This is a genomic window from Streptomyces rubellomurinus, from assembly GCF_000961885.1.
Classification (GTDB): domain Bacteria; phylum Actinomycetota; class Actinomycetes; order Streptomycetales; family Streptomycetaceae; genus Kitasatospora; species Kitasatospora rubellomurina.
The window spans coordinates 15,281-31,019 of record NZ_JZKH01000089.1 but is presented as its reverse complement, the minus strand read 5'-3'; the positions used below and the strand labels follow the sequence as shown (position 1 = coordinate 31,019).

At 75.8% G+C, this 15,739-nt stretch carries 11 protein-coding genes; 5 read left to right on the top strand and 6 right to left on the bottom strand.

The window, feature by feature from the left end; genetic code table 11:
* The coding region (locus VM95_RS30910) for a type I polyketide synthase (protein WP_045703037.1) at nucleotides 1-3,549 on the bottom strand (3,549 nt) is incomplete at its 3' end.
* Between the two features lie 355 nt (nucleotides 3,550-3,904).
* Here VM95_RS30910 and VM95_RS30905 point away from each other — a divergent pair.
* Nucleotides 3,905-4,393 carry a GNAT family N-acetyltransferase gene (locus VM95_RS30905; protein ID WP_045703021.1) on the top strand — a complete coding sequence of 163 codons (489 nt, stop codon included), beginning with the start codon at nucleotides 3,905-3,907 and terminating at the stop codon, nucleotides 4,391-4,393.
* A 2-nt stretch (nucleotides 4,394-4,395) separates the two neighbouring features.
* Nucleotides 4,396-5,118 carry a hypothetical protein gene (locus VM95_RS30900; protein WP_045703019.1) on the top strand — a complete coding sequence of 241 codons (723 nt, stop codon included), beginning with the start codon at nucleotides 4,396-4,398 and terminating at the stop codon, nucleotides 5,116-5,118.
* A gap of 24 nt (nucleotides 5,119-5,142) precedes the next feature.
* On the opposite strand, the gene VM95_RS30895 is transcribed toward VM95_RS30900, so the two are convergent.
* Entirely contained in the window at nucleotides 5,143-6,582 is a 1,440-nt protein-coding gene (locus tag VM95_RS30895) for an FAD-dependent monooxygenase (protein WP_107073150.1), read from the bottom strand.
* A 318-nt stretch (nucleotides 6,583-6,900) separates the two neighbouring features.
* Here VM95_RS30895 and VM95_RS30890 point away from each other — a divergent pair, with 318 nt between their 5' ends.
* Nucleotides 6,901-8,106, top strand: coding sequence for a cytochrome P450 (locus VM95_RS30890; RefSeq protein WP_244179011.1), 1,206 nt, complete (start codon nucleotides 6,901-6,903; stop codon nucleotides 8,104-8,106).
* A gap of 54 nt (nucleotides 8,107-8,160) precedes the next feature.
* Here the strand turns inward: VM95_RS30890 and VM95_RS30885 are convergent, their stop codons facing one another.
* Together VM95_RS30885 and VM95_RS30880 are read right to left on the bottom strand one after the other, a co-directional pair.
* Nucleotides 8,161-9,762, bottom strand: coding sequence for an ABC transporter permease (locus tag VM95_RS30885; protein ID WP_045703017.1), 1,602 nt, complete (start codon nucleotides 9,760-9,762; stop codon nucleotides 8,161-8,163).
* A complete protein-coding gene (locus VM95_RS30880) occupies nucleotides 9,759-10,703 on the bottom strand; it encodes an ABC transporter ATP-binding protein (protein WP_045703015.1) in 945 nt (314 codons plus the stop codon). Before VM95_RS30880 ends, VM95_RS30885 begins: the two co-directional genes overlap by 4 nt.
* Nucleotides 10,704-10,782: 79 nt before the next feature.
* Here VM95_RS30880 and VM95_RS30875 point away from each other — a divergent pair, with 79 nt between their 5' ends.
* Together VM95_RS30875 and VM95_RS30870 are read left to right on the top strand one after the other, a co-directional pair.
* A complete protein-coding gene (locus VM95_RS30875) occupies nucleotides 10,783-11,373 on the top strand; it encodes a GbsR/MarR family transcriptional regulator (protein WP_078860799.1) in 591 nt (196 codons plus the stop codon).
* Between the two features lie 2 nt (nucleotides 11,374-11,375).
* The gene (locus VM95_RS30870; RefSeq protein ID WP_045703013.1) at nucleotides 11,376-11,888 is read left to right on the top strand and encodes a GbsR/MarR family transcriptional regulator; all 513 of its coding nucleotides are present in this window, start codon (nucleotides 11,376-11,378) and stop codon (nucleotides 11,886-11,888) included.
* Nucleotides 11,889-11,920: 32 nt separating this feature from the next.
* On the opposite strand, the gene VM95_RS30865 is transcribed toward VM95_RS30870, so the two are convergent.
* Both VM95_RS30865 and VM95_RS30860 read right to left on the bottom strand, forming a co-directional pair.
* Complete coding sequence (locus VM95_RS30865) at nucleotides 11,921-14,851, bottom strand: helix-turn-helix transcriptional regulator (protein WP_045703011.1); 2,931 nt, start codon at nucleotides 14,849-14,851, stop codon at nucleotides 11,921-11,923.
* Between the two features lie 401 nt (nucleotides 14,852-15,252).
* Nucleotides 15,253-15,729, bottom strand: a complete 477-nt coding sequence (locus tag VM95_RS30860) for a (2Fe-2S)-binding protein (RefSeq protein WP_045703009.1) — start codon at nucleotides 15,727-15,729, stop codon at nucleotides 15,253-15,255.
* Nucleotides 15,730-15,739: the final 10 nt, after the last annotated feature.

Below are 15,739 nucleotides of genomic sequence, written 5' to 3'. Positions count from 1 at the left end.
CGGGATGCCCGCGCGCTCGAACACCTCCCAGGAGGTCTCCAGCAGCAGCCGCTGCTGCGGGTCCATGGCCAGCGCCTCGCGCGGCGAGATCCCGAACAGCTCCGCGTCGAACTCTCCCACGCCGTCCAGGAATCCGCCGTGGCGGGTGTGCGAGGTGCCGGGGCCGTCCGCGCCCGCGTCGAACAGCCGGCCCAGGTCCCAGCCCCGATCGGTCGGGAACCCGGAGATCGCGTCACCGCCCGCCGCCACCAGCTCCCACAGCTCCTCCGGCGAAGAGACACCGCCCGGCAGCCGGCAGGCCATCGCCACGATCGCGATCGGCTCGTCCGTCCCGACTGCGGCACGCGCCTCGGTGTCGGTGTCCTCGCCGAGCGCGAGGGCGCGCAGTTCGGCGGCGAGCGCGGCGGGGGTGGGGTGGTCGAAGAGCAGCGAGGTGGGGAGCGGCAGGCCGGTGGCGGCGGCCAGCTGCTCGCGCAGTTCGCCGAGGGTCAGCGAGTCGAAGCCGAGGTCCTTGAAGGCGGCCCGCTCCCGGACGCCGGCCGGGGTGGCGTGCCCGAGGACGGCGGCGATCCGCTCGCGCACCAACTCGCCGAGGACGCGCCGCTGTTCGGCGGCGGCGAGCCCGGCGAGCCGGCGCCGCAAGGCCTCCTCGGTCGGGTTCGCCGGGGCGTCGGGCGCACCAGCGGGCCGTCCGGGCACCTCGGGTACGGCAGTCGGCTCCTCGGGTACGACAGCCGGCTCCTCGGCCGGTACCGCCGGCTCCAGCCAGTACCGCTGCCGCTGGAACGGGTACCCCGGCAGCGTGACGCGGCGCGGGCTGCTGCCCGCGAAGGCGGCGCTCCAGTCGACGGGCGCGCCGTGCGCGTGCAGCCGGGCCAGCGCCTCGGTGAGCCCGCGCACCTCGGGGCAGCGCGGCCGCAGGGCGGGGACGAACGCGCTCCCCGCCGGGACGCAGTCGCGGGCCAGGGCGGTGAGCACGCCGTCCGGGCCGAGTTCCAGGTAGCGGGTGACCCCGGCCTCGTGCAGTCGGCGCATCCCGTCCAGGAAGCGCACCGGTCGGCGGACGTGCCGCACCCAGTAGTCGGGGTCGCAGAGTTCGGTGGCGCCGGCGGGCGCGCCGGTCAGGTTGGAGACGATCGGGATCCGCGGCGGCCGGAAGTCGAGCCCGCGCAGGACGGCCGCGAAGGCGTCGAGCATGGGTTCCATGTGCGGCGAGTGGAACGCGTGGCCGACCCGCAGCCGCTTGGTCCGGCGTCCCCGTGCCCGCCAGTGCTCGGCGAGCCGGAGCACCGCCTGTTCGTCTCCGGCGAGCACGGTCGCCTCCGGCCCGTTCAGCGCGGCGATGCCGAGCTCCGCCTCCCGGCCGGCCAGCTGCTCGGCGAGTTCCCGCTCGGTGGCCTGCACGGCGACCATCGCGCCGCCGCCCGGCAGTTCCTGCATCAGCCGGCCGCGCGCGGCGACCAGGGCGGCCGCGTCGCCGAGGTCGAGCACTCCGGCCACGTGTGCGGCGGCGATCTCGCCGATCGAGTGGCCCATCAGGTGGTCGGGGCGCACGCCCCGGCTCTCGACGAGCCGGTGGAGCGCGACCTCGACGGCGAACAGCGCGGGCTGGGTGTAGCCGGTCCGGTCGAGCAGGGCGGCCTCGGGACTGCCCTCGGGGGCGAACACGACCTCGCGCAGCGAACGGCCCCGGTGCGGGTCCAGGTCCGGGTCCGGGTCCAGGTGCGGCTCCAGGTGCGGGTCGAGGGCGGCACAGGCCTCGTCGAAGGCGCGGGCGTAGACCGGGAACGCCCGGTACAGCTCGCGGCCCATGCCCGGTCGCTGGGCGCCCTGTCCGGCGAACAGGAAGACGGTGCCGCCGCCGAGGTCCTCACCGCGGACCACGGCGGGGGACGGCCGGTCGTCGGCGAGGTCGGCGAGCGCGTCGGCCAGGGTGGCCCGGTCGGCGGCGAGCAGTACGGCGCGGTGCTCGAAGAGGGTGCGGGTGGTGGCGAGCGAGTGGGCCACGTCGGCCCGATCCTGCGCGCCGAGGTGCCCGGCCAGCCGCTCGGCCTGCTCGCGCAGCGCGCCCGCGTCACGGGCGGACAGCAGGAACGGCAGGGTGCCGCAGCCGTCCACCCCGGCGGCCGGGCCGGACGGCGCCGGCACGCTCGCCGAGCGGCCCGAGCCGTCCGAGCGGTCCGAGCGGTCCGAGCCGTCCGGGTGGTCGGAGAGCACGACGTGGCAGTTGGTGCCGCCCATGCCGAAGGAGCTGACCCCGGCGACCAGCGGCCGGTCGGGGTGCGGCCAGGGGCCGTGCTCGGTGCGGACCCGCAGGCCTCGCCCGGCCAGCTCGACGGCCGGGGCGGGCCGTTCGTGGTGCAGGCTCGGCGGGAGTGCGCGGCGGCTCAGGCAGAGCACGGCCTTCGCCAGTCCGGCGGCCCCGGCGGCGCTCTCCAGGTGGCCGATGTTGGTCTTGGCGGAGCCGACCAGCAGCGGGTCGTCGGCGGGCCGGTCGCGGCCGAGGACGGCGCCGAGGGCGGCGGCCTCGACCGGGTCGCCGAGGCGGGTGCCGGTGCCGTGCAGTTCGACGTACTGGACCTCGGCGGGGTCGAGGCCGGCACGGCGGTAGGCGAGCCGCAGCAGGTCGCGCTGGGCGGCGGCGCTGGGCACGGTGAGCCCGTCGGTGGCGCCGTCGTTGTTGGTGGCGCTGGCGCGGATCACGCAGAGCACCCGGTGACCGGCGGCGAGCGCCCGGTGCAGCGGTTCCAGCACCACCAGGGCGCCGCCCTCGCCGCGCACGTAGCCGTCCGCCCGGTGGTCGAAGGTGTGGCAGCGGCCGGTCGGGGAGAGTCCGCCGAACCGGGCGGCGGCCAGCGCGCCCTCGGGCGTGAGGTTGAGCTGCACGCCGCCGGCCAGCGCCAGTTCGGACTCGCCGGTGCGCAGGCTCTCGCAGGCCAGGTGGACGGCGGTCAGCGCGGAGGACTGGGCGGTGTCGACGGTGAGGCTGGGTCCGTGCAGGCCGAGCAGGTAGGAGATCCGGTTGGCGATGATGCCGCGGGTCAGGCCGGTGGCGGTGTGCTGGGTGACGGCGTGCGGGCCGTGCGCCTGGGTGAGCTTGGCGTAGTCGTCGGCGCCGCCGCCGACGAACACGCCGGTGCGGGTGCCGGCCAGCGCGGCGGGGCGCAGGCCGGCGTCCTCCAGGGCCTCCCAGCCCAGTTCCAGGGCGAGCCGCTGCTGCGGGTCGATCGCCCGGGCCTCGCGCGGCGAGATGCCGAAGAAGGCGGGGTCGAAGCCGTCCACCCGGTCGAGGAAGCCGCCGCGCCGCGCGTGGGCGGGCACGGCGTCGGCCAGCCCGGGGTCGCGGGCCAGCGCCTCGGCCCAGCGGTCGGCCGGGAACTCGGTGACCGCGTCGACGCCGTCGGCGAGCAGCCGCCAGTACGCGTCCGGGGTGGCGGCGCCGGGGAGGCGGCAGGCCAGGCCCACCACCGCGATCGGCTCGCGCCCGGCACGCGGTGACTCACCCGCGCGCGGCATCCGGTCAGGTCCGAACTCAGCGGAATCGGCCATGTCTCCCACCCGTGGGCCCGCCGGACTCCCGGCGGCCCCGCGTGGGTGCCGCCGGCGGATTCCGGTCCTGGAAAGCGGACGGGCGACGGCCCGCCGGCACCCGTCCGGCGCCGTCGCCAAGGTCAGTTCTCGGCACAGCTCCGCCCCGTCGCCGCACCGGTTCCGGGACTACGCCAACCTCGCACGCCCCCGCACCCGCGGAGAAGCCCCGGCGGCCCCCTAACGCCCCCGACCCCTAACACCCCGGTGGCACCCCTACGCCTGACGCCGGATCGGCCCGAAACCCTGTGGACGGCACGGGGGCCGGCTTGCTGGAATGGGAGCCGGTCGGTGTCGGTGGCGAAGGGATGCGGCGATGTCCGGGATCAGGCTGGACCTGTCGGTGCGCGACCTCACCGAGACGGACGTGCCGCGCTGCGGCTGGTCCGGCTCCCCCGCGCACGTGCGCCAGCTCGTCCACCAGCTCCATCGCGCCGGAGCGGGCGAGATCGACTACCTGGCGGTGTGCACGCCGGTCGGGTTCCCGGTGGCCCTCTGCGGCGTCGACTACACGGTCACGCCGGGCGCCGGCATGCTCTGGCAGCTGAGCGTCCACCCGGCCCTGCAGTCGTGCGGGATCGGCACGCTGCTGATCCGCGCCGCCGAGCGGCGGATCGGCGCGCGGGGCCTGACCCGCGCCGAACTCCGCGTCGAGGAGGACAACCCGCGCGCCCGCGCCCTCTACGAGCGCCTGGGCTACCGGGCCTTCGGCCGCGCACCCGACTCCTGGGACGTGGAGGCCGAGGACGGTTCGATCCACCGGTACGAGACGATGTGCACGATGATGCGCAAGGACCTGGCGTGACCATGGAGTTCGCGTCGTTCGTCGCCGCCGCGACGGCCGACCCGGCCGTCGTCGGCCTCGTCCTCAAGGGCTCCCGGGCGCACGACGGCATGGCCACCCAGCACTCCGACCACGACCTCTACGTCGTCCTCGCCGACGACGCGGTGAGCGGGCTGGCCGCGCTCGACGGCTACCGCTCCGCGCGGCTCGACCTGGTCGTCACCACGCTCGACCGGTTCCGTCGGCCCGCCGCCTGGGAGCGGTACGCGATCGCCCGCGCCCGGGTGCTGCTCGACCGCCGCGACGGGGAGCTCGCCCGGATCGTCGCCGCGGCGGGGCGGCTCGGCCCCGAGGAGGCCTTCCGGTCCGCCGCCGCCCTGCTGGACGCCTACGCCAACGCGCTCTACCGCTCGGTCAAGAACCACCGCGACGGCGACCCGCTCGCCGGCCACCTGGACGCCGCCGCCGGCGTCGGATTCCTGCTCGACCTGCTCTTCGCCCTGGACCGCCGCCCGCGCCCCTACAACAAGTACCTGGCCTGGGAGCTGGACCGGTTCCCGCTGCCCGGCTGGGACGGCGCCGCGCTGCTGGAGGCCGTCGCCCGGATCACCGCGACCGGCGAAGTCGAGCCGCAGCAACGGCTGTTCGCCCGGGTCGAGGCCGCGGCCCGGGCCGCCGGCCAGGCGGCGGTGCTGGACGCCTGGGGCGAGGACCTGCTCCTGATGCGCCCCCGCCGACCCTCCTGACCCGCGCCCCCGGCCCCGGCCCCGCTACCCCGGCCCCGGCCCCGCTACCCCCTCCCCCGCCGCCGCGCACCGCGCCAGCAGTTCCCGCTCCACCGCCTTGAGCGGCGGCCGCAGGAGCTCCGGGCGCTGCGGCCCCCGGCGCAGGTCGGCGAGCACGGCCGGGTCCTCCAGGCTGCTGGAGGGGACGGAGAGCGTGCTGACGGCCGTGGTGGCGGCGCTGAGCGACGGCGAGCGGATGGCGGTGGCGCCGATGAGTTCGGCGAACCGGCGCCGTTCGGCGGCCCGGGTGGTCAGGCGCGGGTCGCGGACGTCGGTGCGGCAGTCGGGGTAGCAGATGTCCTGGGCGGCGGCGAAGATCCACGGGTCGTCGACGACCCGGGCGATGGCCTGCTGGGCCCGGGCGGCGAGCTCCGGGGCGAGCGCGTGCTCGGTGAGGGCGCGGTCGAGCGCGTCGGCGCCCAGGGCGGCGGCGCTCATGCCGTGCCCGTACACGGGGTTGAGCGCGGCGAGGGCGTCGCCGAGCACCACCAGTCCGGCGGGCCAGCGTTCGGCGCGTTCGCAGAACAGCCGGCGGCTGGCGGTGCTGCGGGTGCGCCGGACGCCGGTGAGGGGTTCGGCGCCGGCGATCAGCTCGGCGACGACGGGGTGCCGCAGGGCGCGGGCGAAGGCGAGGAACTCGGCCTCGCCGCCGCCGGGTTCGCCGTTGCGGGTGCCGGAGAGGGTGACCATCCAGCGGTCGTCCTCGATCGGCAGCACCACGCCGTTGCGGCCGGGCCCGCCGTCCCGGTGGTCGGCGTAGACGCTGACCACCGGGAAGTCGGCGGCCATCCCGTGCGGCGCCCGGTAGATCCGGGTGGCGTAGACGATGCCGGGGTCGACGCGGTCGGTCTCGGGCACCGGGAGGCCGAGCGCGGGGAGCCACCGGTCCAGCCGTGAGCCGCGCCCGGTGGCGTCCACCACGAGGTCGGCGGCCAGGTCCTCCTCCCGCCCGGCGCCGAGCGGGAGCACGGTGACGCCGGTGACCCGGTCGGCGCCGCCGCGCAGGGCCCGGGCCTCGGTGCGCTCGCGCAGGGTGATCCGCGGGTGGCCGAGCACGGCTTCGCGGACCACGTGGTCGAGCAGCGGCCGGCTGCAGGCGATCATGAACTGGGTGCCGGGGAAGCGGTGCTGCCAGCCGTAGGCGGTGAGCGACACCATGTCCTGGTGGACGGCGACCCTGCGGGCGCCGGCGGCGAGCCAGCGCTCGGTGGTGCCGGGCAGCAGGGCCTCGATGGTGCGGGCGCCGCCGGACCACAGCAGGTGGGCGTGCCGGCCCTGCGGCACGCCCTTGCGCGGCTCGGGCCCGGCCGGGAGCCCGTCCCGGTCCACCACGGTGACCTCGTCGACGTGGCGTGCCAGCACCGTCGCGGCCAGCAGGCCGGCCAGTCCGCCCCCGAGCACGACGGCCCCGGTCGTTCCGGTCATTGGAGTCTTCCGGTCATGGGAGTGTTCCGTTCATCGGAGTGTTCCGTTCATCGGAGCGTTCCGTTCATCGCGTCTGCCCGTTCCCTTCCCCGCCGCGGCGTCCGTCCGGGACCAGGGTGGCCCGGCCGTGCCCGGTGCGGCGACGGTCCGCCACCCCTATTCGGCCCGGGGCGCCCCCAGCCGGCAGGGGTCGGACCCCGAGGGCGGGGCCCGGCGGCGGGCCGGCCGCCGGTTCTCGGGTTCCGCGCCGCCCCGCGGCGGGGTGAGGATGCCTCAGGACCGGGGGCCCGACGAGCGAGGGGACCGATCACGATGGGTGTGGCTGCCAGCAGGGGTGTGGACGCGGGGCTTCCGGAGGAGATCCGCGGGCTCTTCGACTGGCTGGACGGGATGCGCGCGGGCGAGCCCGTGCACCTCGACGAGCGGACCGGCTCCTGGCACGTCTTCGGCTACCCGGAGGTGGCGCGGGTGTACGCGGACCCGGGCCTGTTCTCCTCGGACCTCGGCTCGCTGATGCCGTCCCAGCCGGAGCTGGAGCTGTTCGGCCGGGGCAACTTCGTCCGGATGGACCCGCCCCGCCAGCAGGAGCTGCGGCGGCTGGTCGGCCGGGCGTTCACGCCCCGGACGGTGGCCGACCTGGAGCCGCGGATCGCCGCGATCACGGACGGCCTGCTGGACGCGGTGGAGGACCGCGCCGAGCTGGTCGGCGCGCTGGCCTACCCGCTGCCGATCGTGGTGATCGCCGAGCTGCTGGGCGTCCCGGCCGAGGACCGCGAGCGCTTCCGCGGCTGGGCGGACGTGATGCTCTCCGGCACGATGCGCGCGGACGAGGTGGTGGTCGGGGCGGAGACGCTGCGCTCGTACGCGCCGACCCTGCGCGAGATGTTCGACTACTTCACCGGCCAGGTGCGCGCCCGCCGGGCCCGGCCCGGGGAGGACCTGATCAGTCTGCTGGTGGCGGCCGAGGTGGACGGGCGGCGGCTGGACGACGGGGAGATCGCGAGCTTCGCGATCGTGCTCCTGGTGGCCGGGCACGTGACCACGACGGCCGTGCTGGGGACCACCGTCCTGCTGCTGGACGCGCACCCGGAGGCGGCGGCCGTCCTGCGGGCGGACCGCTCAGCCGTCCCCGCGGCGATCGAGGAGGTGCTGCGCTGCCGCCCGCCGTTCACCCGCAACCTGCGGCGCACCACCCGGGACGCCGAGCTGGGCGGGCGGACGATCCCGGCGGACACGGCGGTGTCGGTGTGGCTGGCGGCCGCGAACCGGGATCCGGCGTGGTTCCCGGACCCGCTGGCCTTCGACATCCGGCGCAGCCCCAACCCGCACCTGGCGTTCGGGCACGGCATCCACTTCTGCCTGGGTGCGCCGCTGGCCCGGCTGGAGTCCCGGATCGCGCTGAACCGGCTGTTCGACCGGTTCGCGGACCTGCGGGTGGACCGGGCGCGGGGCGTGGAGTACTTCCCGAGCCCGGCGATGCTGTTCGGGGCCCGGCGGCTGCCGCTGGAGCTGCGCCGCGCCTGACCGCGCCCGGGGTGGTGGGGGCTCGGCCCTGAACGCCCCCACCACCGGCGGGGGTCAGCTGCCGACCGCGCGGCGGCGGAAGCCGGCCAGGCCGGCGGCGGTGAGCGCGGCGGCGACCAGCACCAGGACCAGCAGCGGGGTCGCGCTCAGGCTCGCCGCCGGGATCCGCGGGATGTGGGTGAACGGCGAGACGTCGAGCAGCTTCTGGTTCCAGCCGAACGCCCCGCCGAGCTGGCCGAGCAGCAGGAAGACCACCAGCGCCCCCCAGGCGGCCTGCACGGCGCGCGGGGCGAGCCCGAACAGCGCGGTGGTGAGGGCGGCGAGGATCCACGCGGCGGGCAGCTGGACGAGGGCGGCGCCGAGCAGCCGGGGCACCTCGTGGCCGATCCCGTGGGTGCTCGCCCCGTAGACCAGCCCGGCGGCGAGGCCGCCGACGGCGAGGGCGACGGCCGGGCCGAGCAGCGCGAAGACCAGGTGACTGACGGCCCATTCGATCCGGGAGGTGCGGGTCGCCAGGACGGGCTCGGCCCGGCCGGCGGTCTCCTCCTGGTACGGGCGCAGCGCGGCCTGGACGGCGTAGGCGGCGGCGAGCAGGCCCAGGGTGCCCATGGCGGTGGCCAGGTAGGCGTCGACGAGGTCGCCGTGGCCGCCCAGGTTCTCGAACACCTCCTTCAGCGCGCTGCTGCTGTCGATCTGGTCGCCGATGCTCTTGCCGGCCCCGCCGGTGACGGCGCCGACGACGAGGAAGCCGGCGCTCCAGCCGAGCAGGGCGGGGCGGTGCAGCCGCCAGGCGAGGGCGAGCGGGGTGCGCAGGCCGGGGGCGGCGGTGGCCGGGCCGGGCCGGTCGGGCAGCAGGCCGGCGCCGAGGTCGCGGCGGGCGTTGAGCGCGAAGGCGGCGGCGGTCAGCAGCGCGGTGGTGGCGGCGGCCAGGAGGAGCACCCACCAGCGCTCGTCGGCGAAGGGGTGCAGGCGTTCCGTCCAGCCGATCGGCGAGAGCCAGACGACCCAGGAGAGGTCGTGCTTCCCGGCGTCGCCGAGGGCGCGGAGCAGGAAGGCGGCGCCGACGACGGCGGAGGCGATGCCGCGGGCGGCGCGGGCGCTCTCGGTGAGCTGGGCGGCGATCGCGCCGATGCCGGCGAAGACGCAGCCGGTGGCGCCGAGGCCGAGCGCGAGGGCGATCGATCCTCCCCAGGGCAGGCCCTGGAAGCCCATGGTGAGCGCCAGGTAGAGCGCGGTGACGACGTTGCCGACGACGGCGACGGCGACGGCGGCGGCGAGTTGGGCGCGCGGTCCGACGACGCCGGCCCGGATCAGTTCGGCCCGGCCGGTCTCCTCCTCGCCGCGGCTGTGCCGGATGACGGTGAAGAGGCTGATCAGGCCGATGATCAGGCCGCCGAGTGCGGCGGTGCGCCAGGCGACCAGGCCGCCGGCCGCGTCGGTGCGCACCACGGGCCCGTACATGAAGAGCTGCGCGGCGTTGCCGTTGACGCCGTTGGCGAAGTCCGTCCGCTCCTTGGCGGTGGTGTAGAGCTTGGCGAACCCGGTGACGCTGCTCGCCACGATGCCGACCATGATCAGCAGGCCGACCGGCAGCTTGACCCGGTCCCGGCGGGCGTAGAGCTTGATCAGGTCCCGCGTGCCCACGAAGTCGTTCATCGCGCCGCTCCGCTGCGCGGTGCGGGCGCGCTGGCGACCGCGCCGTCCGCCTGGTCGCCGTCGCCCTGGTAGTGGCGCAGGAACAGCTCCTCCAGGGTGGGCGGCTGGCAGGTGAGGCCGCGCACGCCGATCCCGGTGAGGTGGGCGAGGACGGCGTTGAGTTCGGCCGTGTCGACGTCGAAGCGGACCCGGGTGCCTTCGACCCGCAGGTCGTGCACGGTCGGCAGGCCGGCGAGCCCGTCCGGGGCGGCGACCAGCTCGGCGCTGACCGAGGTGCGGGAGAGGTGCCGCAGCTCGCTCAGGGTGCCGGACTCGACGGCGCGGCCCTTGCGGATGATCGTCACCCGGTCGCAGAGCGCCTCGACCTCACCCAGGATGTGGCTGGAGAGCAGGACGGTGCGTCCGCGCTCGCGCTCCTGGGCGACCAGGTCCTGGAAGACCGCCTCCATCAGCGGGTCGAGGCCGGAGGTCGGCTCGTCGAGCAGTAGCAGTTCGACGTCCGAGGCGAACGCGGCGACCAGCGCGACCTTCTGCCGGTTGCCCTTGGAGTAGGCGCGGCCCTTCTTCTTGGGGTCGAGCTCGAAGCGTTCGACCAGCTCGTCGCGCCGGCGCCGGTCGACGCCGCCGCGCAGTCTGCCGAGCAGGTCGATCGCCTCGCCGCCGGAGAGGTTGGGCCAGAGCGTCACGTCGCCGGGCACGTAGGCCAGCCGGGCGTGCAGGTCGGCCGTGTCCCGCCAGGGGTCGCCGCCGAGCAGCCGGACCTCGCCGGCGTCGGCCCGCAGCATGCCGAGCAGCACGCGGATGGTGGTCGACTTGCCGGCGCCGTTGGGGCCCAGGAAGCCGTGCACCTCACCACTCGCCACGGAGAGGTCGAGCCCGTCCAGGGCCCTGGTCCCGCCGAAGGTCTTCACCAGCCCGGAGGCCGAGATGGCACTAGTCATGACCCCGATGCTACATTCATTTCACAAATTTCTGAAGCTACAGAAGGTTCACCCAAATGTGTCAGGAGGGCCCCAGCGGATGGAACCTGCCGAGCACCTGACGAACCCCGGCCGGAACGAGGAAACCGCAGGCAGCGGGCCCGCCGGGCGGGACGAGGAAGCCGTCAACCGCTTCACCGAGCGCTTCGCGATGCACCTCGCCGACGTCGGCTTCCCGCGCATGCCGGCCCGGGTCTTCGCGGGCCTGATCACCGCCGACCGCGACCGCGCGTCCGCCGCCGAGCTGGCCGCGCTGCTCAGGGCCAGCCCCAGCGCGGTCTCGGTGGCGCTGCGCCACCTGATCCGGCTGGGCCTGGTGACCCGCGAGCGCGAGCCCGGGGAGCGGCGGGACCGGTACCGGATCCTCGACGACCTGTGGTACGAGGTGTTCACCCACCGGGACACCACGCTGGCCCGCTGGGAGGAGGGCCTGCGGGAGGGGCTGGCGGCGGTCGGGCCGGACACCCGGGCCGGGGTGCGGCTCACCGAGACGCTGGAGTTCTTCGCCTTCCTGCGCACCGAGCTCGACCGGCTGATCCGCAAGTGGCGCGACACCCGCGGCGAACCCGGCGCCGACCGGCCCCGGCACCGGCCCCGGCCTGGCCACACCGTTCACGGCCTACACTGTTGACGATGAGCCGGATAGACCCCACCGACAGCGCCCGAACCCCCACGACCAGCCACGACGAGGCCGTGGGCAGGTTCGTCGAGCGCTTCGCCCTCCACCTGTCGGAGGCCGGCTTCCCGCGGATGCCCGCCCGGGTGTTCGTCGCCATCCTGGTCTCCGAGGACGGCCAGCGCACCGCCGCCGAGCTGGGCGAGGTGCTGCGGGTCAGCCCGGCGGCCGTCTCCGGGGCCGTCCAGTACCTGGTCCAGGTCGGCCTGGTCGCGCGCGACCGCAAGCCGGGCGAGCGGCGCGACCACTACCGCCTGTACGACGACACCTGGTACGAGGCGCTGACCCGCCAGGACAGCCTCTACACCCGCTGGGAGCAGGACCTGCGGGACGGCATGGCGGCGGTCGGGCCGGACAGCGCCGCCGGGGCCCGGCTGGAGGAGACCCGGCAGTTCTTCGGCTTCCTGCGCGAGGAGTTCTCCCGCGTCATGGACGACTGGCGGCGGACCCGGGCGGCGGGCGGCCGGTAGCGGCCGCGCCCGGCCGCCCGCGCGACGCCCGGTCAGGTCCCCGCGAGGGCCGAGTCGGTGCTGCGCAGGCCCAGGTACGTCGACAGGTCGTTGCGGCCGCTGATGTTCAGCTTCCGGTAGACCCGGGTCAGGTGCTGCTCCACCGTGCTCACCGTGACGTGCAGCGACTTGGCCACCTCGCGGTTCATGTAGCCCATCGAGGCCAGTTCGGCCACCCGGCGCTCGGCCTCGCTGAGCACCGAGGTGTCCCCCGAGGCCGGCCGGCCCGGCCGCACGACCCCGGCCGCCTCCGCCGTGGCCGCCGACTCCGCCCTGGCCGCCGACTCCGCAGGAGCCACGGCGGCCCGCGGCCCGCCGCCGCCCTGCTCCGGCGCCGCGTCGGTGTGCCAGCGCAGCAGCGTCCGGGCCAGCGGCTCGGCGTGGCACTCGGCGGCCAGTTCGAGCGCGTGGTGTCCCATCGCCCGGGCCCGGGACGCCTCGCCGAGCGCCTGGTGGGCCCGGCTCAGTTCAGCCAGCGCATGGGCCAGTTCCAGCCGGTCGCCGGCCGCCTGCAGGCTCTTCACCGCCTTGCGGAGCAGGTCGGGCCGGTCCCGCACGCCGCTCGCCGCCGCCAGCTGGCGCATCGACACCCCGTGGGTGCGGGCGCCGCCCGCCCCGGGCCGGGCCAGCTGGTCGGCCATCAGCTTGCGGGCGACCTGCTGCCCGTTCAGCCGCAGGTGCGCCAGGGCCGCCGCGCCGCGCCACGGGACGAGCGCCGGCAGGTCGATGTCCCAGGCGCGCATCTGCCGGCCGCAGGCGCGGAAGTCCTCCAGGGCCGCCGACGGCCGGCCGCAGGCCAGCTGGTACTGGCCCCGGGCGTACTGGAAGAGCAGGCCGAAGCGGGTCTCGAAGAAGGCGTCGGGGGCGGGCTGGTTGAGCTGCTCGGCGGCCTCCTCCAGCCGGCCGGTGGCCACCAGCGCCAGCACCAGGGTGGCCAGCGGGGCGCCGACCGCGACGCCCCAGGCGCGCGGGGCGAGCCGGGTGAGCGCGAACCGGGCGTGCCGCTCGGCCCCCAGGGTGTCGCCCTGGCGCAGCGCGGCCTCGGCCTGGACGGCGGCCAGCCGGGCCTGCCAGGACGGGGAGCGGCGGACGGCGGCCAGGTCGGCCAGCCGAGCGCCGAACCTGGCGGCCGACAGCACCCGGTCGCCGTAGACCAGGGCCAGCAGCGCGGCTTCCAGCGAGTCGAAGGTGGCCTCGTCCAGGTCGGTCTCGCGCAGGACGCGGTCGGCGTCGGCGGCCGTGTGGTCGTCACCGCCCCGGCTGAGCACCGTCATCAGGACGGCCGCGCCCTGGTCGGCCGGCCCCAGCACGGCCCGGTCGGCCGGTCCGGCGGCGGCCGGCGCCTGGTCGGCCGGGCCGGGGTGGACGGTGCGCATCCACAGGCGGGTGGCCTGCCGGCGGGCGAGCGGTTCCGGGCCGGGGCGGCCGTCGACCAGGAACAGCACCTCGGCGGCGGCGCCGAGCCGGCCGTGCCAGAGCAGTTTGCGGATCAGCGTGCGGGCGTACCGGGTCGGTAGGTGGCCGTTCTCCAGGGCGCTGAGCAGCCTGGGCAGGTGGCGGGCCCCGGCGGTCGGGTTCAGCCGCCACTCGGCCTCGGCCAGCGCCATCGCGATCCTGGCCCGGACGGCCTCGTCGCCGCAGGCCTTGCCGGCCAGTTCGAGGCAGCGGATGGTCAGGTCGAGGTCGCTGTCGAGCCGGGCCGCCTCGGCGGCCTCGCACAGGGTGGGCACCGCCCAGTCCGGTTCGGCGCGGCCGGCCGCGAGCAGCTGGCGGGCGACCTCGGTCGCCGTCGCGCCTTCGTGGTAGACGAGTTCGGCCGCGCGTCTGTGCAGGTCGGCTCTCTCCTCCGGGCCGAGGTCCTCCAGGACGGCGCGGGCGGCGCCGGGGTGCCGGAACCAGCCTTCGTGGAACAGCCCGGTGTCCTCGAGTTCGCGCAGCGCCCGGGCGGCGGCCTGCCGGTCGGCGCCGATCAGCCGGCCGAGCAGCACGGCGGAGGCCGGCCGGTCGAGCACGGCGGCGGCGCGGGCGACCGCGCCCATCAGCGGCTCGCCCCGGTGCAGGCAGGAGAGCACGGCCTGGCCGAATGCCCCGCGCACCACCACCCGGTCGGCGCCGGGTGCGCACTCGTGCTCGCGGGGCCGGTCCTGGTGGCCGGTCGGCCGGTCGGCGCGGCCCGGTACGGGCCGGGTGCGGGCGGGCAGTTCGCCGCGGTCGGCGAGCAGGGCCCGGACCAGCAGCGGGTTGCCGCCGGTCCAGCCGTGCAGTTCGGCCGCGGCCCGGCTGCCGGGGTCGGTGCCGACCAGCCGGGCGACGCCGGCCACCGAGAGCGGGGCGGTGTGCACCCAGGCGCACCGGGACTCCCGCAGCAGTTCGGTGCGGAACAGCGGGTTGGCGCGCAGCGCGTGCTCGGACTCGGCGAACACCAGCAGCACCCGGGCCGCGCGCAGCCGGCGCGCCAGGTAGAGCAGGCACTGCAGGGAGGCGTCGTCGGACCAGTGCACGTCGTCGACCAGGATCAGCAGCGGCCCCTGGCAGGCCAGTTCGCCCAGGAAGCCGCAGACGCCGTGCATGATCCGGGTGGGCATCGCGGCGGCGTCCGGCCCGCCGGTGACCGGCCCGACCTGGGCTGCGGCCTCGTCCAGCAGCCGGGCGACCCGTTCGGCTCCGGCCGCGGGCAGGTCCGGCCCGAGCAGTAACTGGGCCAGCACGCCGAGCGGGACGGCGCGTTCCGCGCGGATGCCGGCCGCGCTCAGCACCCGGGCGCCGTGTTCGCCCGCCCGGTCGGCCACGGCGTGGAGCAGTTCGGTCTTGCCGCTCCCGACGGTGCCGCCGATCACCGCCATGGCGCCGCGCCCGCCGACGGCGACGGTGGCCAGCATCTCGGTGAGGAAGGCCAAGCTCCTGTCTCGTTCGACCAATGCCATGGATTTCTCCAGGTAGTCAAGGTGATGATCACGACGGTCACTCCTGCACGCCCTTCCCGAGTGACCGACCGCCTGAAACCGCCGCACCGAAACCTTCGGACCGGAACCGTCGGGAATTCACCACCTCACCGCCGCCTCGCCGGCCACCTCCTTCCCACCAGTCCCAGGCCAGTGCCGCAAGTGTGACGCTTTCGCAACTCGCCGACCCGGCCCAATAGTTCGTCGCACATGTTAGAGGACGACGAAAACTTCACATAGAGATCATGTGCGAGGATTTCCGTTAACGTTTCATCGCACCCGGGGTTTAAACCGGTTTCTCTACCCATCCGGAACGCGGTCCATGCGAGACCGGCACCCCGCTTCGTCGACGATCGGTCCGTGCACGTCGGACGGGTGCGGCCTCACATGTGCCGGGCACCGTCCTTGATCGCCTCGCGGATCCGGAAGTACGTGCCGCAGCGGCAGATGTTGCGGATGCCGTCGAGGTCGTCGTCGGTGATCGTGCGGCCCTCCTCGGCGACCCGGCGCACCAGGGCGACGGCGGCCATGATCTGGCCGGGCTGGCAGTAGCCGCACTGGGCCACGTCGTGGTCCAGCCAGGCCTGCTGCATCGGGTGCAGGTCCTTGCCGACCGTGGCCGGCAGCCCCTCGATGGTGGTGACCTCGTCGGTCGGGGCCAGGTCCTTGACCGGGATCGCGCAGGGGTTGGCGGCCTTGCCGTTGACGTGGCTGGTGCACGCCTTGCAGACGTTGATGCCGCAGCCGTACTTCGGTCCGGTGACGCCCAGGACGTCGCGCAGCACCCAGAGCAGCCGCACGTCGTCGGCGACGTCGACGGTGACCTGCTCGCCGTTGAGGCGGAACGTGTGCTTCGGCACGGGGATCTCC